Origin of the sequence: Serratia sp. B501, assembly GCF_051172315.1 — a bacterium.
In the GTDB taxonomy this organism is placed as follows: Bacteria; Pseudomonadota; Gammaproteobacteria; order Enterobacterales; family Enterobacteriaceae; genus Serratia; species Serratia ureilytica.
Window position 1 is genome coordinate 95,741 of the sequence record NZ_JBPIZB010000008.1, and the last position, 24,532, is coordinate 120,272.

Below are 24,532 nucleotides of genomic sequence, written 5' to 3' on the forward strand. Positions count from 1 at the left end.
GTGTTGGGGGGGCTGGCCGGCGGGCTGTTAGGGTTGAATCGAGCGCCTGACGTATCACCGCCGCAGACGGCGCGCGTCGATCGCGGCGACATCGAAAAAAGCGTGTTGGCTACCGGCATTTTGAAACCGGCCCGGCAGGTGAACGTTGGCGCGCAGGTCAACGGCCAACTGAAAAAACTGTATGTCAAACCGGGGGACAGAGTGGCTCAGGGCCAGCTGTTGGCCGAGATAGATCCGACGTTGCAACTTAACGAACTGCGCAAGTCGCAGGCCGAATTACGCAGCGCGCAGGCGCAGAAATTGGCGAGCCAGGCGCAGCTCAAGCAGTACCAACTGGAGTTGACGCGGCAAAGGGTGTTGGCGCGAGATCGTGCCGGCGTGGCCAGCGATTTGGAAAAAGCGCAGGCGCAGCACGACGCGCAACTGGCGCAGTTGAAAGTGAACGAGTCGCAGATCGTTCAGGCCGAAGTCGCGCAGGAAACGGCGAGGGCCAACCTGGCTTTTACCCGTATTACCGCGCCTATCGACGGCGAAGTGCTGGGTATCGTCACTCAGGAAGGGCAAACCATCGTCTCATCGCAAAGCGCACCGACCATTTTGGTGATGGCGGACGTGGATACGATGATGGTGCATACCCGCATATCGGAAAATGACATCTTGCAGGTGAGGGCGGGGCAGCCGCTGTGGTTTTATGTCGCCGCCGATCCCCGCCGCCGATATGAGGGGGTCATGGGCGCGATACAGCAAGCGCCGGCAGAAGCGCTGGAAGCCGATCCGCTGGGCAGAAATTCAAGCCAGCAAACGGCGGCGGTGTATTACAACGGCGTATTTGCCGTCGCCAACGGCGAACGTCGATTACGCACCTCGATGACGGCGCAGGTATTCATCATTACCGAACGCGCCACGGGGGTGGTGCGGCTGCCGATGGCGGCATTGGGAGAGGCGCTGGATGGCGAGCGCTATCAGATCAGAGTGTTGGAAGGCCAGCGGGTTGTCGCGCGCAGCGTGCGCATCGGGAAGCGCGATCGCCGCTATGCGGAAGTGTTGGAAGGCGTGAGAGTGGGTGAGCAAGTGCTGCTGGAACACCAGCCAGATACGGAGGGTGAGCATGTCAGCTAGCACGGATCCCATTATCGTTTTGGAGAACGTTTCGCGCGAGTTTCAAGCCGGAGAGCAGAAAATCACGGTCCTCAAACGCGTTTCCCTGAGCATTCAGCGGGGAGAAATGGTCGCTATCGTCGGCGCCTCCGGCTCCGGAAAATCGACGTTGATGAATATTATCGGTTGTCTGGACAAGCCTTCTCTGGGGGACGTGTACATTAACGGGGTGGCGATTGGGCAAGCCGACGGCAATCGCCTGGCGCGGCTCCGCAGTCGGCATATCGGCTTTATTTTCCAGCGCTATCATCTGATGCCCTATCTGACGGCCAGTGAGAACGTGGCGATCCCTGCATTGTATACCGCCATGCCGGCCGCCGAGCGCCGCCTGCGGGCCGCGCATTTGTTGGCTCGCCTCGGGTTGGCGCAGCGCGGTGGCCATCGTCCGGCGCAGCTTTCCGGTGGGCAGCAGCAGCGGGTCAGTATTGCCCGAGCTCTTATGAACGGCGCGGAAATCATTTTGGCCGATGAGCCTACCGGCGCGTTGGATAGCGCCAGCGGTCAGGCGCTGATGGCCATTTTGCATGAGCTGAACGCAGTCGGACACACCGTGGTCATCGTGACGCACGATCGGCGGATCGCCGAGCAGGCGCAGCGGATCATTGAGATCGGCGACGGCGAGATCGTGGCGGATCGTCGCCACGATGCCGCCCGACAGCGTTTTGCGTTCGAGAGGCCGCTGGCGTTGGCTGCGCCGCTGAAACGCATGAGCCCTTGGGCGGCGCTGCGAGAGGCGCTCGGTATGGCTTGGCGGGCATTATTAGGGCATCGGGTCCGGGCATTATTATCGATGCTCGGCATCATCATCGGCATTGCGGCGGTCGTTTCCGCCATCGCCATCGGTGAAGGCACGCGCCAAAGCATCCTCAGGGAAATCAGCCAGCTCGGCTCCAGCACGTTGGACATTCGTCCCGGATTGGGATGGGAAAAAACGCGTCCTGATTTTGCGCGTTCGCTGAGTGCGCGGGATGCAGCGCTGCTGGCGGCCTTGCCTTATGTCGACAGCGTTTCGCCGGTTATCAGCACTCAACTGTCGGCCGTGCGCGAAGGCAAGCAGGTGCCGCTCGCCGTGATGGGCGTCGGCGAAGGGTATTTCCGCACGCAGGGCATTCGGCTGCTTTCCGGTGGCCTGTTTACTACGCAGGATCTGAGTGACCGCGCACCGGTGGCGGTGATCGATCCCTTGCTGCAACAGGCTCTGTTTTCTTCCCGGCAAGATCCGGTGGGCGCGGTTTTGCTGATCGCGGGTGTGCCTTATCGGGTGATCGGCGTCGCGCAGCGCCGCGGCGCCCAATACGCCGGTTCTCAACCGCTTGCCTGGCTGCCCCATACCTCCCTGACTGGCCGCATCGCCGGCGATATGCCGCTGGAATCGATTGTGATGCGAGTGAATGAAAAATTGACGTTGGAAGCGGCAAGGCGGGATGTGACCCGGCGTTTGACCGTAGAACATGGCCGGCGGGATTTTTTCACGCTGACCGACGATCAGCTGACGCAATCCATTCAGCGTGCCTCCGACTCCATGCGATTGCTGATTACCGCGATTGCCGCCATCTCGCTGCTGGTCGGCGGGGTGGGGGTGATGAACATCATGTTGGTTTCGGTGACGGAACGAACCCATGAGATCGGCATTCGATTGGCGGTGGGGGCCGCTGAGAAAGACATTATGCGGCAATTTTTGATTGAGGCGGTGGTGATCTGCAGCCTGGGGGGCGTGTTGGGGATCGCCTGCGCCGCGCTGGTTAAAGGGATTCTGAGCGGCTTGGCGCCGCAGGTGACGATGATCTTTACCTGGCCGCCATTGCTGCTGGCCTGCGGGTTCTCGGCGTTGATCGGCGTCGGGTTCGGCTTCTTTCCAGCCCGTGCCGCCGCGCGCCTGCAGCCGGTGGAGGCGTTGGCGCGAGAATGAACCGACTTTTGATTTATGGACTGGTCATGCTGTCTTTGAGCGCTTGCGGAGGGCGGCCGATCGACGCCACGGCGCCACCGTCGTTGCCGCAGCAGTGGCGCGTGGTCGATGAACGTTCCGGTTCATTGCGGGCAGGCGTTGCCTGGTGGGAAAACTTCAATGATCCGCAGCTTTCCTCGCTGATCGATGGCGTGCTCATCGCGAATCAGGATCTGGCGCTGGCTGGATTGCAGTGGCGTGAGGCGATGTTGGAGGCCGGATTGGTAGCCGGCAATGCGACCCCCGACCTGGCAGCCAGCCTGAGTGGCCGCAATACCAGGGCGTTGCGCGGCGCGACGCGGCCGCAAGAAAGTTACCGCGCAGGGCTGTCATTGAGTTATGAACTGGATTTATGGGGCAAGCTGGCGCGCATTCGCGAGCAGGCCCAGTGGCTGGCCGTCGCTTCGGAGTTGGATCGGCGCAATACCGCGTTGACCTTGATCGGCGCTACCGCTCGCGGATATTGGCAGATCGCCGATTTGAATCAGCAAGTCACCCATCAGCAACAGGCGGTGGCGATCGCGCGTGAGACTTTACGGTTGGTCGCGGCACGTCACACCGCCGGCGACGTTGGCCGATTCGAGTTGTTGCAGGCGGAGCAAAGCCTATTGGCGCGGGAGAATCAACGGGATGAACTGGCACGGCAGCGGGAAGACGCGCGCAACTCGCTGGCGCTGTTGTTCGGCCGTTCGCCCTTGCTGCGATATAGCGAAAGGCGAGCGCTACCGATCAACGAGGTGCCCATTGCGCCACGCTTGCCGGCGGCGGTGATGGCGCGGCGGCCGGATGTGCAGGCGGCGGAGCGGCGCCTGCGGGCGGCGCTGGCCGGTGCGGAGGCCGCTAAATTGCGTTTTTATCCGGCGCTGAGTCTGGATGCCGCACTGGATGCCGGCAGCACGCTTTTCCGCCAATGGTTCAGTGAACCTTCGCGCTCGCTGGGCGCGACGTTGACGCTGCCGTTCATCGAGTGGCGCAAGATGCGCTTGTCCAGCGATAAAGCGGCGTTGCAGGCGCAGCGCGCGGAGATTCAATTTCGCGATGCGGTTTACCGCGCGCTGGCTGAAGTAGACAACGCCATGCGGGAACGTCTGGAAGCGCAGCGGCAAATTGGCAATCAGCAGCGGCATCTGGCGATGGGGCGGCAAGCCGTGACATTGGCCCGCCATCAATATCAGGCCGGTTCCGTCGCGTTGCAAACGTTGCTGGACGCGCAAGAGGCGGTGTTAGCCAGCGAGAATTCGCTGTCGGCACTGCAATATCGCTACCTGAACGCCACGATGCAGCTCTGGCTGGCGCTGGGAGGCAACGAGGCTTTCGCATCCGGGCAAGGGGAGTAAGCATGGACAGAGAATGGAATACAAGACGCGTGGTGGTCACCGGTTACGGCGCCGTCACCGCGCTGGGTGGCAACGCGCCGCAAAACTGGCAGGCTATCATGGCCAACCGTTTGGCCTATCGCTATCACGATAAATCGGCGGCGGGGATCCACGCGCGCTTTTTTGCTTTGCTGGGGGCCGAACCGGCGCTGGAAGGCGTTGCCGCGCGGGTAAGCCGCCGTCTGCCCAGATTCGCCAGGCTGGCGTTGGCCGCCGCCACGGAAGCGATCGACATGGCATTTTCATTTGGCCACGTGAGGCCCGGGCACTTTTATTCGTCGTTGGACTGCGGGGTGATTATCGGCAGCGGCTGGGGCGGCCAGGATGAGATCATGCAAAACAATGCGGACTATCTGCAATCCGGCATGGGGCAGCTGTTTGGCTGTTTTCACGCAATGCCCAATATTGCGACCGCCATATGCGGCCAACATTGGCTGTTACGGGGCTATCAAAGTTCGCCGGCGGCGGCCTGTGCGACCGGCGGCATCGCGATTGGCGATGCGTTTGAGGTGATCCGCAGCGGCCGCGCTTCAATGATGTTGGCTGGCGCATCGGAATCACTGATCGGCAATGGCGCGATATGGAATATCGACGCGCTGCGTTTGCTGAGTCGGGAGCAAAAGGATATCACCAAGGCCAGTTGCCCGTTCAGCCGGGAGCGCAGCGGTTTCGTGTTGGCGGAAGGGGCCGCCGTGCTGTGTCTTGAGGAGCGAGAGGCGGCTTTAGCGCGCGGCGCGACAATACTGGGGGAGATCAAGGGATACGGCAACTTTTCAGACGCTTTCGACCTTACCGCACCGGCGGAGGATCCGCAGGCCAAGGTGAAAACCATTCGGCGAGCTTTGGAGCAGGCGGGGCTCGGTAGCCATGAGATCGACTATATCAATGCGCATGGCACGTCTACGCAGCAAAGCGATGTGAACGAAACCGCTGCGATCAAGGCGGCTTTGGGGCGTGATGCTTATCGCACACCCATTTCCAGCACGAAATCCTATACCGGGCATTTGCTCGCCGCATCCGGCAGCTTTGAGGCGATCGTCTGCCTACAGGCATTGCAGCAGCAAATGATGCCGGCAACCTGCCATTTGCACGAGAGCGATCCCGAATGCGATCTCGATTATATCCGCGAGGGGCATCGTCGCGGTCGTTTGCGCAATGTCATGAGTCTCAACTTCGGTTTCGGCGGTGCTAATGCAGCGCTGGTATTCGGCAATCACAATGGATAACGGTAGGGCATATGGAAAAGTATGATCGATTGTATGAGGCGATTTGCGGCCTGTTGTATGAAGCCAAAGGATTGGACGGAACGCTGCTGTCGGCCGATATGCCGCTGCAACAGTTGGGATTGGACAGCCTGGATTATATGGAGTTGATGCTACTGGTTAGGCGGGAGTTCAATATTCCGCTTACTGCGGAAATATTTATCGACAATCCCGCGTTGACTCTCGGGGAATTGTGCCGCGTGATGGTCAGCCAATAATTTCAGCCCCAGGCGTTCGCTTGCCGAGATCAGGCCTGGGTTTTTCCATTGGTTGTGACTTCCTTTTCATCTCTTTTTCCTCCTGTTATCGATATTCATAAATATTAATACTTATCCATGAGGCTAACATGCATCAGTGGTGATGGTATTTTGTCCGTTTTTTAGCGGCGCTATTAATGACACATGTTAATAAAGTGGCGACATGTTTTAGGAATATTCTTTGTTTAGCCGGTTAATTTATCAATATTGCTCTGCAGTGCACTCGACAGTGATAACGCAAACTAAAGCGAGGCGAGCTCTTGATTTATGAGTGAACCGTAAACCTGCTGAATCCATAGTGGCCTCGCCTCCCGAGACAATTTATGGCTGTGATAATAACGCCAGTGCACTGTTCGTGCTTGGCAAATCCGCTATACTCCGCGCTGGATGCAGGGACCTATCCATAAGCCAGGGGCTGCCCTGAGTGTCCATTGTGGTGATGTAAAAGGAAAATGACAGCCACATTTTTCCGATCAAAGTAATGAGGTTGTATGTCTAATCGTAAACATCTGACGCCTTCCGAAGTGGAGAGACTGCTTGAGGTTACGCTGCATGGAAAGAATCCAGAGCGCGATTATTGTTTGATTTATATGTGTTTTATTCATGGTTGTCGCGCCAGCGAAATAGGGGGGTGGCGTTTATCGGATATCGATTTGGAAGGCGGTAATATCTATGTGCATCGGTTGAAAAACGGCTTTTCCACCGTGCATCCGCTCTATCTGCGCGAAAGGCAATGTTTGCGGCGCTGGTTGGATAAACGCCGGCGGCATCGCTGGGCCGATCAGGAATGGCTGTTCCTGTCCAATCGCGGCGGGCGCCTGTCGCGTCAACGTATTTATGGGTTAATTCGTCATTACAGCAAAGCGGCTAAATTGGAGGTCAATGCCCACCCACATATGCTGCGGCATGGTTGCGGATTTGCCTTGGCGGACCGCGGTATAGACACCCGTTTAATTCAGGATTACCTCGGACACCGAAATATCCAGAACACGGTGATTTATACCGCCAGCAATGCGCAGCGTTTTAAGGAAATTTGGTAAGTGTGACTTAAGTTAATAACGTGAAGGAGTCACTTTGAACTAAACTGAAACATACTGTAAGGACGCGTAAAAACAATGTCAATATTCCCACACCTTCTTTCCGCTCCAAAGGCTAATTATTTTTAAAAACAGTGCATTACGAATCTCCCTTCTGCTGAGTGCTCCCGCGTAGTCTAAGTAAATTCCTAATGAAAAACAGACGGCTTTAAATCGCTGGGTTACCTGCTTGGTTTTTTAGTCTGATTTGTAGATTGGCTGTCTACCTGTTGGTTTTAAATTCCAAAAAAACATAATTTATTAGATTTAAAAACTAAAGGAGTCACTTTAGTTCAAAATGAATCGTTTGGGTGAATAAGCCTGACGGCATTAATCAGTCTGGCTAAGGCACTTCACATTCAAGGAACTAAATAAAAGGAATGACATTAAGGATATGTCGGAAATAAACCCATGCATGTTTTGCATAAATTTAAGGAAAGTAGGATGAAAAAGAATCTGTTGGCTGTAGCTGTATTGACCGCGTCTGCATTTAGCACCTCTGTATTTGCTGCTGACGGCGCGCTGAATATCACTGGCACCATCACCGATCAGTCTTGCACCGTCGATCCGGACTCACAAAACAAACAGGTTGCTCTGGGCAAGATCGCCAAAGATGCGTTCACCCTGTCTAAAACCGCCGGCGCCAAGGCGTTCAATCTGGTGCTGAAAAACTGCCCAGCCACCGTCACCGGCGCTACCGTACGCTTCGACGGCACTCAGGTGCAGGGGCAGTCCGGGCTTCTGCAACTGACCGGCGCCGGCACCGCCGGGGTGGCAGGCGGCATTGGCGTGCAGCTGCTGGACGACGGCAGCAATGTGCTCAATATCGGCAACGACTCCCGCGTCTACACGTTGGCAGAGAACAAAGACAACGTTCTGGGCTTTGTCGCACGTTATTTCGCTTATGACAACGTTTCCGTTGGTAGCGCCAACGCTACGGCCAACTTCACCATTGTTTATCAGTAAGACCATGCCGCTACGGTGGCGTAATAGTTAGAAAAATGAGCCAGGGGGCGTGTTCTCTGGCTCTTTATTCATCGGTGATGGAAACGGGAAGAAAGAGAATGAAAGCTGGATATTTTGCGCTGGCGGCAGCGCTGTTATTGACGCTTTGGACTCCGGTACAGGCCGGCGTGGTGGTGGGGGGAACACGCCTGATCTACGACGGCGGCAAAAAAGAGTCCGCTCTGAATATCAATAATCCGGATGCGGTGCCTTACCTGATCCAATCCTGGGTCGATGCGCAAGAAGGCGATAGCGCGAAAGCGCCTTTTATCATCACGCCGCCGCTGTTTCGTTTGGACGGCGGCCAAAATAACCTGCTGCGCGTGGTGCGTGCAGGTGGCAACTTACCGACGGACAGAGAATCACTGTATTGGTTGAACGTGAAAGCGATCCCTTCGGTGGAAAAGAAAGAGAACACGCTGCAAATCGCGATCAAGACCCGTATCAAGCTGATTTATCGCCCGCAGGGGCTCGCCGGCAACCTGGAGGAGGCGGCCGGTAAAGTGACATGGCGGCGCAGTGGCGATCGTCTGCAGGTAACCAACCCTTCTCCCTACTACCTCACCTTTTTCAATTTGAAGCTGAATGGCAGCGCCATTACCGGCAACACCATGGTAGCGCCTCAGGCGAGCGCCAGTTTCCCGTTGCCAACGGCGAATGGTGCGGGAGGCAGCTTAAGCTGGCAAATCATCAACGACTATGGCGGAACCGGCCAGACCTTCACCAGCACGTTATAACCGGGCTGCGGTGCGTATTTTTTGCTCCGGAATAACGCTGGGGCAGGCGTTCGGCTTACCTGATTTTTAGTCGGGCCAAGCCAATCGGGACAGGGAGTTAAAAGGATGAATAACCCGAATTGCATTGGTTTACCAGGAGTACGATCGGTCCTTGCCAGCCTGATATCTTGTCAAATAGCGCTACTGAGTTCGATTGGCACGGTTCACGCTCGCGACTATTTCAACCCGGCGCTGTTGGAGATTGATAATCCGGCGCTGCGCGGTGCCGATCTCTCCGTATTTGAAGAGAATAGCAGCCAGGCGCCCGGGCGCTATCGGGTCGATCTTTACCTGAACGGCGAGCAGGTCGACAGCCTTGACGTCGAGTTTCGGCTTATGCCAGGGGCCGGTGGGAAGCAAACGCTGCAACCTTGTTTCAGCACGGAAAAGTTGGCTGAATTGGGCGTGAGGGTCGCCATGTTCCCGGCAATGGTGCCTGGGGATAGCTGCGTCAACCTCGCGCAGGCCATTCCGCAAGCCTCGTCGGTATTCCTGTTCAATCAGCTGAGGCTGAATTTGAGTATCCCGCAGGCGGCACTGCGCTTGAATGCGCGCGACTACGTTTCCCCGGATAAATGGGATTCCGGCATACCTGCGCTGTTGGTCAATTACAACTTCAGCGGCGCCAATAGCCAGGTGCGCGACAGCGAACGGCAAAACAACAATAACTATTACCTCAATCTGCGCTCGGGCATCAACTGGGGCGCTTGGCGTTTGCGTAACTATTCCATCTGGAATCACTACACCGGCGGCGCTTCTTCCTGGCGCTCAATCAATACCTACCTGCAACGCGATATCGTTGCGTTGCAAAGCCGCCTGACCCTGGGGGACAGCACAACGCCCAGCGATGTGTTCGATAGCGTGCAGTTCCGCGGCGGGCAGTTGGCCTCAGAGGACGACATCCTGCCGGACAGCATGAAAGGGTACTCGCCGGTAGTACGCGGGATCGCACGCACGAATGCACAGATCGTCATCCGGCAAAACGGCTACGTGATTTATCAAAGCTATGTGCCGCCGGGGGCGTTTGAAATTACCGATTTGTATCCCACGGGCGGCAGCGGCGATCTGAATGTGAACGTGCGTGAGGCAGACGGCCAAGAACAGCATTTTGTGGTGCCGTACGCCGTGGTGCCGGTATTGCAGCGCGAGGGGCGGTTTAAATACAGCTTAACCAGCGGGAAATACCGTTCATACGGCGGCGGTGTTGATGAACGCCCGTTCAGCCAGGCGACCGGGATCTATGGCCTGCCGTGGGGAGCTACGCTGTACGGCGGCGTGCAGGCAGCCAGTAAATATCAGGCGCTGGCGCTGGGATGGGGGCAGAACATGGGGGCGGTGGGCGCGCTGTCCGCCGATGTCACCCAGGCCTGGACCAAACAGGAAACCCGGCCTAAGGAGCAGGGGCAATCATGGCGTCTGCGCTACGGCAAGAACTTCATTGAGACCGGCACCAACTTTAGCTTGGCCAGTTACCGCTACTCCACGCGCGGTTTTTACAACCTGCAAGAGGCGCTGGAGAGCTACGGCGGCAACAGTGCGATTTATAACGATCACAAGAAGAGCCGCGCCGAGCTGACGATGAGTCAGAGTCTGTGGGATCAGGGGGGGACACTGTCGCTCAGCCTGTTTAACGAAGACTACTGGGATGACAATCGCCGTTCGCAGTCGGTCAGCCTCAGTTACAACAACAGCTGGGAAGCCGTCAGTTACGGGCTGAATTACACCTTCAACCAGAACGGCTACGACAGTAACGGCAATCGCAGCAGTATTCGTGACCATATCGTGGCTTTCAACGTCAGCGTGCCGCTCAGCAAATGGTTGCCGGGCAGTTACGCCACTTACAGCATGAACGCCAGCCGCAATGGCGCCACCAGCAACAACCTTGGGTTGAGCGGTACCGCCCTGCCGGACAATAACCTCAACTACAGCATCAGCCAGGGCTATACCGGCAGGGACGTGGGGGCGAACGGCAATATTCAGGCGGACTATAAAGGCGCCCTCGCCGAGTGGAACCTGGGGTATGGCTACGATCGCCATCGCCGGCAGGTGAACTACGGCGTACAGGGCGGTGTTCTGGTGCACCAAAACGGCGTCACGCTGTCGCAGCCGCTGGGCGATACGGTGGCGCTGGTACAGGCGCCGGGCGCTGCGGGGGCCAAGGTATTGAACCAGACCGGGGTCAGCACCGACTGGCGCGGCTACGCGGTCGTGCCTTACCTGACGCCTTATCGGCGCAATATCGTCGGATTGGACGGTGAATCTTTTGCCGAGGATGTTGACATGACGCTGAGCAGCCAAACGGTGATCCCAACCCGTGGTGCCGTGGTGCGCGCCCGCTTCAATCCGGACGTCGGTGCCCGCGTGTTGCTGACCTTGCTGAGGCGCAGCGGTGACCCGGTGCCATTCGGTGCCACAGTCAGCCATCTCAATAGCCCCTCTGACAATGCCGGCATCGTCGGCGACGGTGGCCAGGTTTATTTGGCCGGTCTGGCGGAGAGCGGGCGGCTGCAGGTTAAGTGGGGCAATAACGCGGCTCAGCAATGTCAGACCAACTATCAATTGGCTAATCAACCCGAGAGCGGTGGCATTCGCCTCGTTAACGGGCAGTGTTTATAAGGTGCATATGATGGCGACAGGAATATCGATTCAACGAGGGATCATCGTCGGCGGGCTATTGGCGTGCACAACGTTGGGCGCACAACAGGCACAGGCGGCTTTCGGACAGTGTGTCCCTATTTCGGGGACACATGGTTTTTCATTCCTTTTTTCCCCGGTTTTAACCGATCCGTCGCAAAACGTGATGGGTCGGATTATCAAGAATGCAGACGGTGGTAATTGGAACCTGCCCGGTTCTTATCGGGTGAAGTGCGAATGCCAGACGCGTACGGCTTCTTATGTCACCGCCAAAATGCTGCTGAGCGAGCCGGTATTCAGCAGCGGAGGATTAACGTATTACGCGTTAAATGAATACCTGGGCGTGGCCAGTGAGGTTTTTGTGGCGGGGTATCGCAATGAATACATTGCTGCACCGTTTGCCAATCAATCGAATTATAAAACAGACATGGATGGCGATGATGAATCCTGTGCCAGTACGCCCTACAACAGCGGTGCTCGCGGGCGAATTCATCTGTATTTCCGTCGCCCTTTCGTGGGGGTGACCACGATCCCCAGCACTCGGCTGGTGGACACCTATGTCTCTGTGGCGAGCGGGGTGAAAAGCGATGTGCCGGTTTCCACTATCTCCATGAGCGGCACAGTCACCGTGCCGCAGAGTTGTGAAATCAGCCCGCAAACGGTCACGATCAATTTTGGCGATATCTTGACGTCGAATATCCAAACCAAGGGGGCGATGGCGTCCGGTATTACGCCGGAAGAGAGAACGCTGACGTTGGCTTGCCGCAATATTTCCGCTGGCGTCAAGGTCAGCCTGTCATTTCGCGGTGAGGCGGACGGCAGCATGCCCGAAGCCCTGAAGACCAGCAATCGCGACATTGGCGTGATGATTAAGGATATGCAAGGCAATGTTATTCGGCCGCAGAACGGGCGTTTGCCGATCGATAACTTCCAATATCCCAACCAGAGTGGCAGCTCGCGGATCAGCGTATATCCGATCAACACCACCGGCCAACCTCCAGCCGTGGGGCAGTTCAATGCAACGGCGACCATTCAGGCAGAAATTCAATAACGGATATTTCAACGGTAGCGGGCCGGGATTGCCCCGGCGTTTAACGAGAAGGAGCAGATTATGGTGAAAATGTTTAATCGTTTTGGTTGCAACTTGGCGCTGACCGGCATGTTGCTTTTGATGGTCCCGGCGGTGCACGCGGTATCGAAAATAGTGATTACCGGCAACATCAAAGCGGCGCCCTGCGAAATCGACGGCGCGAACGACACGGTTTCGGTCAATCTGGGGGATGATATTTCCGCCGCCGTCCTGGCGACCTCTGGAGCCTTTAGCCCTTGGGTGGAGTTCCCTTTGACGCTAAAAAACTGCCCGAGCACCACCACGTCGGTCGTCGCGACCTTCAGCGGGACGGCTGCTGAGGAAAGCGCCGGTTTATACAAGAACGCTGGCGGTTCTCGTCGGGTACAAATTGAGTTGCAAAACAGCCAGGGGGCAAACCTGGGCAATGGCAAGAGTATGACCCAGTCAGTTAATCGGGCGACGAATGAAGCCAAATTCAATTTGCGGGCGCGGGCATACAGCACCAATGGCGGTTCTACGCCCGGCTCGATAGAGGGTGTCCTGCAGGTCACTTTCGTCTATCAGTAGACAAAGAGACTGTCCTCAATGGAATGCTAACGACAGATTTAAGGTGATGATATGAATATTAATTATCCCTATGGAACAACTTTAGCGGCCGGCAATGCAGCGATGGGGGCCGTGGCCATCATGGAACCTTGCCTTATCACGGCATTGGGGATGAGAAACCGATTGATCGAGTCCTGCGGTCTACAGCCCGACAACGTTCGGCAGGTGACAAACCTGGCGGCGCTGAGAGCCTTATTCACGCAACACGCGCATCGTTTATTGGTGATGGATTTGTGCGGCAAATCAGAGTCGGTATTGGACGGCTTTAGATTGATTGCTGAAGTGCGTGAAAGTTCGCCGGACACCGCGCTAGTCATTTGCACGGCACTGGATGAACCGAGGCTGTTACGGCAACTGATCGCCTCCGGCATCCACGGCTTAATGCTGAAGCAGGAGCCGGCCATTGCGTTGACTCACTGTGTCCAACAGGTCTTGACGGGTTGCAACAGTTTCAGCCACCGGGTGCGCCAGCGTCAATTGCATGAGGCGACGGCTGACAAGCCTCTGACGGCGAAAGAGCTGGATGTGCTGACCCAGTTGTTCTCCGGTAAAAGCGTAACCAACGTGGCGTTAACGATGTGCCGTGATATTCGTACCGTCAGCACGCATAAACGCAATGCGATGTTGAAGCTGGGGTTTCGCAGCGATGGGGAGTTGTACCTTCAGGGCAAATGGATGGCAGCGCAAGGTTCATTCTTTGTTCGCTAGGCAAGCGCGCGGTGCCTCTCGAGTAAGCAAGCAATAGGAGTAGATTATGCATTTATGGCGTCAGCAACCGCTGAATATAGCATTAATGGATAGGTGTCCATTGACGCTGGAAGGGTTGGCGAGTTTTTTAAAAACGCTGCCAACCCAGACAAAAGTCGTCGTAAAGGAAACCAGCGTGCGCGCGGTGGCGGATAGCGTGGTCTACCAGCAGGCCGACGTGCTGATTACCGAGATGGACGGTGAAGATGAGACGGTTGCTCAGGGCAGAGAAACGTTGCTCGCCTTGTGCACGCAGTTGCCTGAATTACGGGTGATAGTTTATACCCGCTGCCAGAATGCAGAAGAAGTGGGGCGTTTGTTGAACCAGCCCACAGTTAGCCTCGTCGCCAGAGATGACGCTTTGCCGCTAGTGGCGGAGTTTTTTAATCGCGTATTGCTTGGGGAACGTGTATTGAGCCCGCAGATAGGGGCTTTTCTGGTGCCTTCCGCTCGCGGAGAGGAAGCAGCCGCGCGGAAGCTGACCCGCTGTGAGAGCGACGTTTTAGCCTTTTTATTCAACGGAATGAGCCTGCGGCAAATCGCCGAATTGCAACGCCGCAGCATCAAGACGATCAGCGCGCATAAATGCAGCGCCATGCGTAAACTGCAGGTGAAGAATGACAGCGAACTGTTTTCTTTGCACGGCAATATTACGCGGCAATTGGGTGGGAAATGGTCAAAGGGCACTTAGCCTGAAACGGTATGGGGCTATGATTTATCGGCAGGTTTGCCGCTAAAAGCTTAACCAGTGAGGCGTGTCTCTGGACCTGATGTATGGAAAGCAGCTCGGCGTTAAAATAGTGCTGGAGTAGGCCGCTGATCACGTGCCGGGCTGCATCTTCCCATCTGAGTTTTATACCGTAATGCGTTGTTTAACAGAGACAGCGGTCCTGCGTAGTTATTCTCATTGTGAGATTAAATGCTAATCGCGCGGAACCGTTCTACGTTGGTCGCGGTATAGATCACCGTATTCTGGATATTTTTGTGTCCTAAATAATCTTGAATCAAACGCGTATCGATCCCCTTATCCGCAAGGGCGTAGCCGCAGGAGTGCCGCAGCATGTGAGGATGGACCTGAACGCTAATGCCGGCCATTTCACCATACATTCTCATTAATCGATACAGCTGCTGACGTGATATTTGTCCGCCGTGTCGCGACAGGAATAACCAGGGCATCTCAGTGTCGGGATAGTTCGCCCGTTGGGACAGCCAATTTAGTAGCGCCCGCCGTTCCCGCGGTTGAATAGGATGCTGAACGGAAAACCCGTTTTTTAGTCGGGATATATGGATCCGATTGGAGGTAAGATCAATATCCTCCAAGCGTAAAGCACGCAGTTCGCTCACCCGCAAACCGTGAATAAAGCACATTAATAGTAGACAACGATCCCGAGTGTTATTTTTCCCCTCATGTACGGCGGCAATCAGCTGCTCAATTTCAACCTGACTGAGAAATTTCCTTTTTTTCATTCTTCTTTCCTGCGTGTTTGATGTGGGCGATTTTTATCATGAAATTTTATTAAAGCATCGGAGCCTGATGGGCGGCAAAGGAAATAAGTAATTTCATTTGTGAATGCATGGGGTATATTTATATTTTACATTTTCTTTATTTTTCAAGTGAATGACTTTTCATTCATATATGTTTATTTTATTCATCCGAGCAGGCTATTTAATTAGCGAATATTTAGCGTCCTGTATGAGTCATGTGGAGCAGTGGCCGCCGCCAGGCGGCTACAGGGATACCGCTCATCTCACGTCCGTGCTTGATAAGCTGTGATGAGAATTCGTCTTGATCTCATTCTCGCGCCGCTTACAATGCCTGCCAGATCGCGACTTCAGAGGTTTGTTCATGGAACTGCTACGGGTGGTTTATCGCCAGTATCGTTGGCCATTTCTGGCGGTTATGGCATTGACCATGGCCAGCGCCGGTTTAGGCATCGGTATCATTGCTTTTATCAATCAATATCTGATGGACGTCAGCGGCAACCCATTGGCCGTGTTGCCGATGTTTCTCGTCCTGCTGGCATTGTTGATAGCGGTCACGTTGGGTTCACAGCTGGCGCTGACCACATTGGGCCATTACTTCGTCTATCGGCTGCGTGGGCAACTGGTGAAGCGCATTCTGGATACCGAGATCGAGCGCCTCGAACAGTTAGGCAGCGCCTCATTGCTGGCCAGTCTGTCCAGTGACATCCGCAATATCACCATCGCCTTCGTGCGCTTGCCCGAATTGGTGCAAGGGGTGATTTTGACCTTGGGGGCAGCGGCCTATCTGGGGTGGTTATCGCCGAAAATGCTGGCGGTCACGGCGGTTTGGGTGGCGGTGACCGTGGTGGGTAGCGGCTGCCTGGTGTCACGGGTTTATCGCCATATGGCCAGTTTGCGCGAGTCAGAAGAGCGTCTCTATCATCGTTATGAATCGGTGATTGACGGCCGTAAGGAACTGACGTTGAACCGCAAACGGGCGCAGGCGTTATACGAGCAGGCCTATCAGCCCGACGCGCAAGCCTATCGTTACCATATCATTCGCGCCGATACCTTCCATTTGAGTGCGCTCAATTGGTCAAACATCATGATGTTAGGGGCGATCGGGCTGGTGTTCTTTATGGCCAACAGTTTGGGATGGGCGGACTCGACGGTGGCCGCGACCTACTCGCTGACGCTGCTGTTCTTGCGCACGCCCTTACTGCAGGCCGTGGGGGCGTTTCCGACGCTGGTCGGCGCCGAAGTGGCCTTCAACAAGCTGAAAGCGCTGCGTTTGGCCGAGTATCAGTCGGGGTTTCCAGCCGCCGTTGGCCGTTCCTGGCAGACGCTGGAGCTGCGCGACGTGGTTTTTCACTATGCAGATGCGGAACAACAGCCCGGTTTTACCGTCGGGCCGCTCAATCTGACGCTGCGGCGCGGTGAGCTGGTGTTTCTTATCGGCGGCAACGGCAGCGGCAAGTCAACGCTGGCGATGCTGTTGACCGGATTGTATCGGCCGGTAAGCGGGCACATCGTTCTGGATGGTGTCGTACAGACCGCGGCGGATATGCCGGACTATCGCCGGCTGTTTTCAGCGATTTTCACCGATTTTCATCAGTTTGATCGTTTACAAGGACCGGAAGGCGGCGAACCTGATACGGCGCTGGTCGCGCATTGGCTTGAACGGTTGAATATGAAAAGCAAATTGCAGTTCGACGGCGCCAGAGTGACCAACCCGCAACTGTCGCAGGGGCAGCGCAAACGTCTGGCCCTGTTGCAGGCGGTGGCGGAACAACGCGATATTTTGCTGTTGGATGAATGGGCCGCTGATCAGGATCCGCAGTTCCGGCGCATTTTCTATCGCGAACTGTTGCCGGCGCTGCGCGCGTTAGGCAAAACGGTGTTCGCCATCAGCCATGACGATCACTATTTCGAACACGCCGATCGGTTGCTGGAGATGCGCTCAGGCCATTTACGCGAGTTGACCGGCAGCGAGCGTGAACACGCCAGCCGGGATTCCGTCAGCAGAATCGGTTAACTTACGCCGGCCCGTGCCAGACCAAAACGGGCCGGCGCTTCTCCCGAGCATTATTTCAGTGCGTCGCTTCATTTTCTCTCGCTCCTCCAATGCTGTCTGCTGCCGATTTGGCTTACGACCAGTCAAATAATTGATGTTTGAATTATTTACCGGTGGTTTAATTTTGACCTTTAAAGGTGTGGCACACTGCGCATTCGTTCGCCTATCAAAACACGTTCTCGCCTGCCGATAACAGTGATATCCACGGTGCCGTTGTGGCTGATTCGGCAATGCAGACCTATGGGTAGCAGCATTTTTTTAAATTTCCATAGGAAAAAACGACTTTATTGATCGTTAAAATAGATCAATAATTTTATTTTGAGTGGTTTAATCTATTGGTTAGGGGCGCTGTGGTGAGCAAGGATGGATCAAATATCAAACGTAAAGCATGGCTGTGTGTGTTTATCGGTAGCGGGCTGTTCTGGCTGCTAACCGCTGCCGTGATTTACTGGTTACTGAGTTAGCAGGTTAAGCAGGAAGACGATTCGTGAACAAGAAGCAGGCTAAAAACCGTGAGGGCGTTCAGCGTCGCGCGCAGTCAAAAATTCCGCCTTCATGGGGGCTGAGCGATGAGCAGCGCGCCTTTATTGAAGATTTATGGCAGGATACCGCTCCCGAAGCGGCGCGGCCCATCGTTCAGCGACGTTAGCCGATCACGCGGCTGCGGCCGGCCAGCGCGCCGAACAGCATTTGCAAGACGGTCAGGCATAGCAGAGCGATCAACGGCCAGCGCCAGCCTTCCGTCAGATCGTGCAACAGGCCGAATAAGGTGGGTCCCAGCGCGGCCAACAGATAACCGACGGATTGCGCCATGCCCGACAGCAGCGTCGCCTGATGATGATGCTGACTGCGCAATCCAAAGAACGACAGCGCCAGCACCAGCGAACTCCCCGCTCCCAACCCGGCAAACGTCAGCCACACCAGTGAACTGGCGGGTTGCACCAATAATCCCCCGACGCCGATAAAGATCAGCAGAGAACTGCCCAGCGCTATCGCCCGCTGATCGCGCGCCCGCGGCAAAATCACCACCATGACAAAGTTGGCGACGATCGCCACCACCTGATAAACGAACAGCTCGAAGCCCGCCTGCTGGGCTGAGGCGCCGTGGCTGACGGCAAAGGCGCTGAACCAGCCGATAATGGTGTAGAAGGCGATCGATTGCAGCCCCATGAACATCGCCACTTGCCAGCCCAGCGCGCTGCCCCAGGGAGAGCGATAGCGTTGCGGCTCTGCCGATTGTGGCTCTTTGGCTGCGGGTGTGGCTGTGCGCCGCAGCTGCGGCAACCAGATCAACAGCGCCAACAGCGCAGGTAATCCCCAGCACAGCAAGGAGAAGCGCCAGCCGAGATCGGCCAGGGAAGCCAGCGGTACCGCCAGACCGGAGGCGATGGCGGCGACCAGTGACATCACCGCCGCATAGGCCGCTATCATCGCGGCGGCGCGATGAGGAAAATCTCTTTTCACCAGCGTTGGCAGCACCACATTGGCGAAGGCGATGGCGGCACCGATCAGAACGCTTCCCAGCCACAGCATGGCGTCTTGCGGCAGGGAACGCAGCGCGATGCCGCAAACCAGCAGTGCGAGGGCAAAGCCCAGGGTGCGTTCGATTCCGATGCGTTTCGCCAGCGCCGGGGTGAGTGGCGAGAGGATGGCGAACAGGATCAGCGGCAGCGAGTTGATCAGGCCGGCGGCGGTGGCGGACAACGCCAGCTGTTGCTGAATCTGTTCCAGCAGCGGGCCGACGCTGGTGAGGGCGGCACGCAGGTTAGCCGCGATCAGCATGATGCCAACGATCAGCAGAGCAGGGCGATGCAAACGGCGACGCGGGGTCGCGATGGATGATGATGAAGATGAAGCGGGTTGCGGCATGAGTTCCTCGCACCAGGGCATGCAGACAATCAGCGCTGCATGGCGTGATGCGTTGATTGACGTTAACGCTTACGTACCGACAAGGAGCCGATATCTGATTGCAAGTGTAGGGAAGATGGCTCGTGCTGACAAGGGGATGGCCCGGCGGGATGGAGAGGGCTGACCCCCGCCGGCCGCAGGATAATTACCATTATGTGATCCTGGTCACTTAGCGAACTAAAAGTCATGGCGCAGGGCGGGGTCTGCAGCGCTTTCACTTCTGCCGCCGCCGGTGCGGCTGCTCTCCGGCGCTCATGCTCGTCATGGCATTTCATTTTTCTCCCATTCCATTTTTTGGCTTTTCGATTCGTTTCGATTCGAAAGGTTTTTTGGCGGTTTTTTTGCTAAAACGGGGCTGTAAGCCCGATCACAATTTCATTGCTTTCGCTTTGCTGTAATGCCAGCGCAGTAGAGCGAAAGCCATCTTCTCCCCGGCGATGCCGGAAACCTGAGGACCGCAGCTCATGCCAGTGAATACCGCAAAGCGACGTGAACACATCATCGATCTGTTATGCGAGCACGGCAGCGTGCGTGTGGAACAGCTCAGCAAACAGTTTGCAGTATCCACGGTGACGATCCGCAACGATCTGCGCTTTCTGGAACGAAAAGGGTGTGCGCTGCGCGCTTACGGCGGCGCAATGCTCAATCAGCAATTCGCTTTCGATCGGCCGCTGCGGGACAAAGGGCGGTTGAATCGCGATGTCAAAACGCTGATCGCCAACGCGGCGGCCGGCTATGTGCGCGACGGCGAGGCGCTGATCCTCGATTCCGGTTCAACCACCGCGCAGATTGTGCCGTTCCTGAAGGGGCGGCGCGATCTGGTGGTGATGACCAACGCGCTGAACATTGCCTATGAGCTTTCGGGAAACGACGGGGTGGAAGTCATGGTGCTGGGGGGCAGCGTGCGCCGCAACTCTTACTCGCTCTACGGTCCGGCTGCCGAGCAGCAATTGCGTCAGTACCGCTTCGACAAGCTGTTTTTGGGCGTCGACGGGTTCGATCTGAGCGCCGGCATCACCACGCCTCACCCCGGTGAAGCGCACCTCAATCGCGTGATGTGCGAGGTGGCGCGCGAGATTATCGCGGTGGCGGATGCCAGCAAATTCGGTCGCAAGAGCTTTTGCATGATTCGCGAAGCCGGACAAATCCATCGGCTGATCACCGACAGCCGTCTTCCGGACGATTACGAGCGGGCGTTAACCGAGCTGGGCGTGGAGGTCATCATCGCCGATCGGTAGCACGGCGCCTGCATGGGGGCTTCATGCAGCAGTTGTTACAGCTTGTCGAGCAGCACAAGGCCGGTATGCCGGTCGGGATTTTTTCCGTCTGTTCCGCCCATCCCTGGGTTCTGAAGGCCGCGCTGCGGCAGGCTAAAAGCCGCGGCACGCCGGTGTTGGTGGAAGCGACCTCCAACCAGGTCAATCAGTTCGGCGGCTATACCGGCCAAACGGCGGCCCAGTTCCGCGATGCGCTTTGGCGTCTGGCGGATGAGGTTGGCCTGGCGCGCGAGCGCGTGTGGCTGGGCGGCGACCATCTGGGGCCGAACGCCTGGCAGGATCGCCCGGCTCAGGAAGCGATGGCGCTGGCGGAAACGTTGATCGACGATTACGTTCGCGCCGGATTTCGCAAAATTCATCTCGATTGTTCCATGTCGTGCGCCGGCGATCCCTCGCCCCTGGGGGATGCGGCGGTTGCCGAGCGTGCGGCGCACCTGTGCGCGGTGGCGGAACGCGCCTGGGCGCAGAGCGGCGGCGAAGCGCCGGTCTATGTGATCGGCACCGAGGTGCCGGTGCCGGGCGGCGCGCAGGAGGCGTTGGCGGGCCTGCAGGTCACCACGCCGCAGGCGGTGGCGCAAACGCTGGAAATGCACCGTATCGCCTGGCAAAAAGCCGAGCTGAACGATGCCTGGCAGCGAACCATTGCGCTGGTGGTGCAGCCGGGCGTCGAGTTCGATCACCACAGCGTCGAACGTTATCAGCCGCAGCGCGCCGACGCATTGAGCCATTTCATCGAACGGCAGCCGGGCATGATCTATGAAGCGCACTCTACGGATTACCAACCGCCGCAGGCCTATCGCCAGTTGGTGCGCGATCACTTCGCCATCCTGAAGGTGGGGCCGGCGCTGACCTTTGCGCTGCGAGAAGCGCTGTTCGCCCTCGATCGCATCGAGCGTGAATGGCAGGGGGAACGCCAGTCGTCGCAGCTGCGCGCCACGCTGGAGCAGGTGATGCGCGAGCAGCCGCAGCAGTGGAGCCGCTATTACCACGGCACGCCGCACCAACAGTATCTCGATCGCCACTACAGCCTGAGCGATCGGGTGCGTTACTACTGGCCGCAGCCGCAGGTGCAGCAGGCGGTCGACGGCTTGCTGGACAACCTGCGCCGCAACCCGGCGCCGTTGGCGCTGCTCAGCCAGTACCTGCCGGATCAGGCGCGGGCGCTGAATGCCGGCGAGTTGAGCACCGATCCGCAGGAGTGGGTGCTGCATAAAGTGACGCAGGTACTCGACGATTACCACGCCGCCTGTTACCCGGAGGGCCGCTAGCATGCCGAACATTTTAATGACCCGCATCGACAATCGCCTGGTGCACGGCCAGGTGGGCGTGACCTGGACCAATACCCTCGGCGCCAACCTGGTGGTGGTGGCCAACGACGAGGCCGCCGCCGATCCGGTGCAGCAGAACCTGATGGACATGGTGGTGGCGGAAGGGGTGCAGACCCGTTATTTCACGCTGCAGAAAACCATTGACGTGATCCACAAGGCGGCGGATCGGCAGAAGATCTTTCTGGTGTGCAAAACGCCGCAGGACGTGTTGACGCTGGTGCGCGGCGGGGTGCCGATCCGTTTCGTCAACGTCGGCAATATGCACTTCGCCGAGGGGAAGCGGCAGGTGCACAAAACGGTGTCGCTGGACGACGGCGACGTGGCCGCGTTCCGCGCGCTGGCGGAACTGGGCGTGGAGTGCGAAGTGCGCCGGGTGCCGGATGAAGCGGGTGAGGCGATCGGCAAACTGCTCTTTTGAGCCAGGGGGAAAGCATGTTGACGGATGCGTTATTGATTGCGCTGTTGGCCGGGCTGGCGGGGGTTGACCTGTTCGACGGTCTGACCCACTTCCACCGGCCGGTAGTGATGGGGCCGCTGGTGGGGCTGATTTTGGGCGATGTCTATACCGGGTTGCTGGTGGGCGGCACGCTGGAGCTGGTGTGGATGGGGATGGTGCCGTTGGCGGGAGCCCAACCGCCTAACGTGGTGATCGGCGGGGTGATCGGCACCGCATTCGCCATTCTGACCAAAGCCGATCCTAAAGTGGCGATTGGCGTGGCGGTGCCGTTCTCGATCGCGGTGCAGGGTTGCATCACGCTGCTGTTTACGTTGTTCTCGCCGATGATGCACCGCTGCGATCGCATGGTGAAAGCGCTGAACTGGCGCGGCATTGAACGGGTGAACTATCTCGGCATCGGCATTCTGTTCATCTTCTATTTCGTGGTGGCGTTCCTGCCGATTTACTTCGGCGCCGATGCGGCCAGCGCCATGGTGCAGAAAGCGCCGGGCTGGCTGCTGGACGGGCTGGCGGTGGCGGGCGGCATGATGCCGGCGATCGGTTTCTCGCTGCTGATGAAGGTGATGATGAAAAAAACCTACGTGGCCTATTTTATCCTCGGTTTCATCTCGGTCACGTTTCTCAAACTGCCGATCCTGGCGGTGGCGCTGGGCGCCCTGGCGATCGCTTTGATTGATTTCTTCAACACGCAACGCGGCGCGGCAGAGGCGACGGCCCGGCCCGCTCCGCAGGAGGACGCCGAAGATGGCATTTAACGATTCCGACGATCTGCTGGCGCAAAAGGCCGAGCAGCGTATGGCGCAGGCGCTGGCCACCAGCCAGGTGGAGCAGGACGACTATCTGGACAGCCGGCCCGCCGAAGCGCTGACGCGCGGCGACATCAACCGCATGGCCTGGCGTTCGCTGCTGCTGCAGGCGTCGTTCAACTACGAGCGCATGCAGGCGGGCGGCTGGCTGTATCAGCTGATCCCCGCGCTGCGCAAGATCCACCGCAATCCGCAGGATCTGGCCAACTCGATGAAGATGCACATGGAATTTATCAACGTGCACCCGTTCGACGTCACCTTCCTGTCCGGCCTGGTGCTGGCGATGGAGCAGAACAAGGAAAAGATCTCCACCATTCGCGCGGTGAAAGTGGCGCTGATGGGGCCGCTCGGCGGTATCGGCGACGCGCTGTTTTGGCTGACGCTGTTGCCGATCTGCGCCGGCATAGGCGCTTCGCTGGCATTGGAGGGCAGCCTGTTCGGGCCGATCGTCTTCCTGCTGCTGTTCAACCTGTTCCACTTCGGCCTGCGTTTTGGGCTGGCGCACTACGGCTATCAGGCCGGCACCAGCGCGCTGGCGCTGCTGAAGACCCATACCCGGCGCATTTCTCACGCCGCTTCCATTGTCGGCATGACGGTGATCGGCGCGCTGGTGGCCTCGTACGTGCACCTGTCCACGCCGCTGGTGATGCATGCCGGCAAGGCCAGCGTGGCGCTGCAGACCGACGTGCTGGACAAGTTGATGCCCAACTTGCTGCCGCTGTGCTTCACGCTGCTCATTTTCTTCCTGATGAAGCGCGGATTCTCGCCGGTGAAGCTGATTGGCGTCACGGTAGCGATCGGCGTGGTGGGCAAATTTATCGGCATTTTGTGAGGAGCGAGATATGCCAGGCATTGTGATTACCGGCCACGGCGGCTTTGCCTCCGGGCTGTTGCAGGCGGTGGAACAGGTGGTGGGGCCGCAGCGGCATTGCGCGGCGGTCGATTTCCCCGAACAGATGAGCACCGCGCAGCTCAGGGACGCCTTACGCTCGGCGCTGGTCGCGGTGGCGCAGCCGGACGGCGTGGTGTTCCTGACCGACATGCTCGGCGGTTCGCCGTTTCGTAGCGCCTGTGAACTGGCGGATGCGCGGGGCGATTGCGAAGTGCTGACCGGCGTCAACATGCAGCTGGCGGCGGAAATGATGCTGGAACGTGACGGACTGAGCCTGGATGAATTTCGCGAGGTGGCGCTGGCGTGCGGTAAACGCGGCCTGACCAGCCTGTGGCATGAACGCCGCCGAGTGAAGTGCGAAGACGCGCAGGCCGACGGCATCTGAACGAAAACCGGGCGCGGGCGCGCC

24 protein-coding genes are annotated in these 24,532 nt (G+C 57.6%); 22 read left to right on the top strand and 2 right to left on the bottom strand.

The window, feature by feature from the left end:
- Positions 1-24: 24 nt before the first annotated feature.
- From ACSBQV_RS20790 to ACSBQV_RS20850, 13 genes are all read left to right on the top strand, one after another.
- On the top strand, positions 25-1,119 hold the full coding sequence (locus ACSBQV_RS20790) for an efflux RND transporter periplasmic adaptor subunit (RefSeq protein WP_232095690.1): 1,095 nt from the start codon (positions 25-27) through the stop codon (positions 1,117-1,119).
- A complete protein-coding gene (locus tag ACSBQV_RS20795; protein ID WP_099783444.1) occupies positions 1,109-3,067 on the top strand; it encodes an ABC transporter permease in 1,959 nt (652 codons plus the stop codon). Before ACSBQV_RS20790 ends, ACSBQV_RS20795 begins: the two co-directional genes overlap by 11 nt.
- Complete coding sequence (locus ACSBQV_RS20800; RefSeq protein WP_415640562.1) at positions 3,064-4,443, top strand: efflux transporter outer membrane subunit; 1,380 nt, start codon at positions 3,064-3,066, stop codon at positions 4,441-4,443. The genes ACSBQV_RS20795 and ACSBQV_RS20800 overlap by 4 nt, the downstream gene beginning before the upstream one ends.
- A 2-nt stretch (positions 4,444-4,445) precedes the next feature.
- Entirely contained in the window at positions 4,446-5,708 is a 1,263-nt protein-coding gene (locus tag ACSBQV_RS20805) for a beta-ketoacyl-[acyl-carrier-protein] synthase family protein (RefSeq protein ID WP_099783446.1), read from the top strand.
- 11 nt (positions 5,709-5,719) lie between these two features.
- Positions 5,720-5,962, top strand: a complete 243-nt coding sequence (locus ACSBQV_RS20810; protein ID WP_099783448.1) for an acyl carrier protein — start codon at positions 5,720-5,722, stop codon at positions 5,960-5,962.
- Positions 5,963-6,492: 530 nt separating this feature from the next.
- Entirely contained in the window at positions 6,493-7,041 is a 549-nt protein-coding gene (locus ACSBQV_RS20815) for a tyrosine-type DNA invertase (RefSeq protein ID WP_099783450.1), read from the top strand.
- Between the two features lie 480 nt (positions 7,042-7,521).
- A complete protein-coding gene (locus tag ACSBQV_RS20820; protein ID WP_099783452.1) occupies positions 7,522-8,043 on the top strand; it encodes a fimbrial protein in 522 nt (173 codons plus the stop codon).
- A gap of 98 nt (positions 8,044-8,141) precedes the next feature.
- Entirely contained in the window at positions 8,142-8,819 is a 678-nt protein-coding gene (locus tag ACSBQV_RS20825; protein WP_099783454.1) for a fimbrial biogenesis chaperone, read from the top strand.
- Between the two features lie 105 nt (positions 8,820-8,924).
- Positions 8,925-11,474 carry a fimbria/pilus outer membrane usher protein gene (locus tag ACSBQV_RS20830; protein WP_099783456.1) on the top strand — a complete coding sequence of 850 codons (2,550 nt, stop codon included), beginning with the start codon at positions 8,925-8,927 and terminating at the stop codon, positions 11,472-11,474.
- Between the two features lie 10 nt (positions 11,475-11,484).
- Positions 11,485-12,543 (top strand): fimbrial protein, encoded by a 1,059-nt coding sequence (locus ACSBQV_RS20835; RefSeq protein ID WP_232100095.1) that lies wholly within the window; start codon positions 11,485-11,487, stop codon positions 12,541-12,543.
- 60 nt (positions 12,544-12,603) lie between these two features.
- Positions 12,604-13,131: a fimbrial protein gene (locus ACSBQV_RS20840; RefSeq protein ID WP_226886109.1), complete on the top strand. Its 528-nt coding sequence runs from the start codon at positions 12,604-12,606 to the stop codon at positions 13,129-13,131.
- Between the two features lie 51 nt (positions 13,132-13,182).
- Positions 13,183-13,878: a response regulator transcription factor gene (locus tag ACSBQV_RS20845; protein ID WP_099783458.1), complete on the top strand. Its 696-nt coding sequence runs from the start codon at positions 13,183-13,185 to the stop codon at positions 13,876-13,878.
- Positions 13,879-13,924: 46 nt separating this feature from the next.
- Complete coding sequence (locus tag ACSBQV_RS20850) at positions 13,925-14,608, top strand: response regulator transcription factor (protein WP_099783460.1); 684 nt, start codon at positions 13,925-13,927, stop codon at positions 14,606-14,608.
- Between the two features lie 224 nt (positions 14,609-14,832).
- Here the strand turns inward: ACSBQV_RS20850 and ACSBQV_RS20855 are convergent, their stop codons facing one another.
- The gene (locus tag ACSBQV_RS20855) at positions 14,833-15,384 is read right to left on the bottom strand and encodes a tyrosine-type DNA invertase (protein ID WP_099783462.1); all 552 of its coding nucleotides are present in this window, start codon (positions 15,382-15,384) and stop codon (positions 14,833-14,835) included.
- 379 nt (positions 15,385-15,763) lie between these two features.
- On the opposite strand from ACSBQV_RS20855, the gene ACSBQV_RS20860 reads away from it, so the two are divergent.
- From ACSBQV_RS20860 to ACSBQV_RS20870, 3 genes are all read left to right on the top strand, one after another.
- Positions 15,764-17,416, top strand: a complete 1,653-nt coding sequence (locus tag ACSBQV_RS20860) for a multidrug ABC transporter permease/ATP-binding protein (RefSeq protein ID WP_099783464.1) — start codon at positions 15,764-15,766, stop codon at positions 17,414-17,416.
- A 389-nt stretch (positions 17,417-17,805) separates the two neighbouring features.
- The gene (locus ACSBQV_RS20865; RefSeq protein ID WP_071845171.1) at positions 17,806-17,919 is read left to right on the top strand and encodes a YmiA family putative membrane protein; all 114 of its coding nucleotides are present in this window, start codon (positions 17,806-17,808) and stop codon (positions 17,917-17,919) included.
- Between the two features lie 23 nt (positions 17,920-17,942).
- Positions 17,943-18,104 carry a hypothetical protein gene (locus ACSBQV_RS20870; RefSeq protein ID WP_162997249.1) on the top strand — a complete coding sequence of 54 codons (162 nt, stop codon included), beginning with the start codon at positions 17,943-17,945 and terminating at the stop codon, positions 18,102-18,104.
- On the opposite strand, the gene ACSBQV_RS20875 is transcribed toward ACSBQV_RS20870, so the two are convergent.
- Complete coding sequence (locus ACSBQV_RS20875; protein WP_099783466.1) at positions 18,101-19,324, bottom strand: CynX/NimT family MFS transporter; 1,224 nt, start codon at positions 19,322-19,324, stop codon at positions 18,101-18,103. The two genes, ACSBQV_RS20870 and ACSBQV_RS20875, sit on opposite strands and share 4 nt — an antisense overlap.
- A gap of 503 nt (positions 19,325-19,827) precedes the next feature.
- Here ACSBQV_RS20875 and agaR point away from each other — a divergent pair.
- Genes agaR through agaF form a run of 6 tightly spaced genes read left to right on the top strand, consistent with a single transcriptional unit; the run spans position 19,828 to position 24,508 of the window.
- Positions 19,828-20,601, top strand: a complete 774-nt coding sequence (gene agaR / locus ACSBQV_RS20880) for a transcriptional repressor AgaR (protein WP_033644822.1) — start codon at positions 19,828-19,830, stop codon at positions 20,599-20,601.
- Positions 20,602-20,624: 23 nt separating this feature from the next.
- The gene (locus tag ACSBQV_RS20885; RefSeq protein ID WP_099783468.1) at positions 20,625-21,908 is read left to right on the top strand and encodes a D-tagatose-bisphosphate aldolase, class II, non-catalytic subunit; all 1,284 of its coding nucleotides are present in this window, start codon (positions 20,625-20,627) and stop codon (positions 21,906-21,908) included.
- Position 21,909: 1 nt separating this feature from the next.
- A complete protein-coding gene (gene agaV, locus ACSBQV_RS20890) occupies positions 21,910-22,386 on the top strand; it encodes a PTS N-acetylgalactosamine transporter subunit IIB (RefSeq protein WP_004931808.1) in 477 nt (158 codons plus the stop codon).
- A 14-nt stretch (positions 22,387-22,400) separates the two neighbouring features.
- Entirely contained in the window at positions 22,401-23,180 is a 780-nt protein-coding gene (gene agaW, locus ACSBQV_RS20895; protein ID WP_033644826.1) for a PTS N-acetylgalactosamine transporter subunit IIC, read from the top strand.
- Entirely contained in the window at positions 23,170-24,063 is an 894-nt protein-coding gene (locus tag ACSBQV_RS20900) for a PTS system mannose/fructose/sorbose family transporter subunit IID (RefSeq protein ID WP_099783470.1), read from the top strand. Before agaW ends, ACSBQV_RS20900 begins: the two co-directional genes overlap by 11 nt.
- A gap of 10 nt (positions 24,064-24,073) precedes the next feature.
- Complete coding sequence (gene agaF, locus ACSBQV_RS20905; protein ID WP_033644830.1) at positions 24,074-24,508, top strand: PTS galactosamine/N-acetylgalactosamine transporter subunit IIA; 435 nt, start codon at positions 24,074-24,076, stop codon at positions 24,506-24,508.
- Positions 24,509-24,532 lie beyond the last annotated feature (24 nt).

What these genes read in the sequence shown, in the direction of transcription:
- ACSBQV_RS20795 (WP_099783444.1), top strand. Translation starts at nt 1,109, where the DNA reads ATGTCAGCTAGCACGGATCCCATTATCGTTTTGGAGAACGTTTCGCGC.
- ACSBQV_RS20800 (WP_415640562.1), top strand. Translation starts at nt 3,064, where the DNA reads ATGAACCGACTTTTGATTTATGGACTGGTCATGCTGTCTTTGAGCGCT.
- ACSBQV_RS20805 (WP_099783446.1), top strand. Translation starts at nt 4,446, where the DNA reads ATGGACAGAGAATGGAATACAAGACGCGTGGTGGTCACCGGTTACGGC.
- ACSBQV_RS20810 (WP_099783448.1), top strand. Translation starts at nt 5,720, where the DNA reads ATGGAAAAGTATGATCGATTGTATGAGGCGATTTGCGGCCTGTTGTAT.
- ACSBQV_RS20815 (WP_099783450.1), top strand. Translation starts at nt 6,493, where the DNA reads ATGTCTAATCGTAAACATCTGACGCCTTCCGAAGTGGAGAGACTGCTT.
- ACSBQV_RS20820 (WP_099783452.1), top strand. Translation starts at nt 7,522, where the DNA reads ATGAAAAAGAATCTGTTGGCTGTAGCTGTATTGACCGCGTCTGCATTT.
- ACSBQV_RS20825 (WP_099783454.1), top strand. Translation starts at nt 8,142, where the DNA reads ATGAAAGCTGGATATTTTGCGCTGGCGGCAGCGCTGTTATTGACGCTT.
- ACSBQV_RS20830 (WP_099783456.1), top strand. Translation starts at nt 8,925, where the DNA reads ATGAATAACCCGAATTGCATTGGTTTACCAGGAGTACGATCGGTCCTT.
- ACSBQV_RS20835 (WP_232100095.1), top strand. Translation starts at nt 11,485, where the DNA reads ATGGCGACAGGAATATCGATTCAACGAGGGATCATCGTCGGCGGGCTA.
- ACSBQV_RS20840 (WP_226886109.1), top strand. Translation starts at nt 12,604, where the DNA reads ATGGTGAAAATGTTTAATCGTTTTGGTTGCAACTTGGCGCTGACCGGC.
- ACSBQV_RS20845 (WP_099783458.1), top strand. Translation starts at nt 13,183, where the DNA reads ATGAATATTAATTATCCCTATGGAACAACTTTAGCGGCCGGCAATGCA.
- ACSBQV_RS20850 (WP_099783460.1), top strand. Translation starts at nt 13,925, where the DNA reads ATGCATTTATGGCGTCAGCAACCGCTGAATATAGCATTAATGGATAGG.
- ACSBQV_RS20855 (WP_099783462.1), bottom strand. Translation starts at nt 15,384, where the DNA reads ATGAAAAAAAGGAAATTTCTCAGTCAGGTTGAAATTGAGCAGCTGATT.
- ACSBQV_RS20860 (WP_099783464.1), top strand. Translation starts at nt 15,764, where the DNA reads ATGGAACTGCTACGGGTGGTTTATCGCCAGTATCGTTGGCCATTTCTG.
- ACSBQV_RS20875 (WP_099783466.1), bottom strand. Translation starts at nt 19,324, where the DNA reads ATGCCGCAACCCGCTTCATCTTCATCATCATCCATCGCGACCCCGCGT.
- agaR (WP_033644822.1), top strand. Translation starts at nt 19,828, where the DNA reads ATGCCAGTGAATACCGCAAAGCGACGTGAACACATCATCGATCTGTTA.
- ACSBQV_RS20885 (WP_099783468.1), top strand. Translation starts at nt 20,625, where the DNA reads ATGCAGCAGTTGTTACAGCTTGTCGAGCAGCACAAGGCCGGTATGCCG.
- agaV (WP_004931808.1), top strand. Translation starts at nt 21,910, where the DNA reads ATGCCGAACATTTTAATGACCCGCATCGACAATCGCCTGGTGCACGGC.
- agaW (WP_033644826.1), top strand. Translation starts at nt 22,401, where the DNA reads ATGTTGACGGATGCGTTATTGATTGCGCTGTTGGCCGGGCTGGCGGGG.
- ACSBQV_RS20900 (WP_099783470.1), top strand. Translation starts at nt 23,170, where the DNA reads ATGGCATTTAACGATTCCGACGATCTGCTGGCGCAAAAGGCCGAGCAG.
- agaF (WP_033644830.1), top strand. Translation starts at nt 24,074, where the DNA reads ATGCCAGGCATTGTGATTACCGGCCACGGCGGCTTTGCCTCCGGGCTG.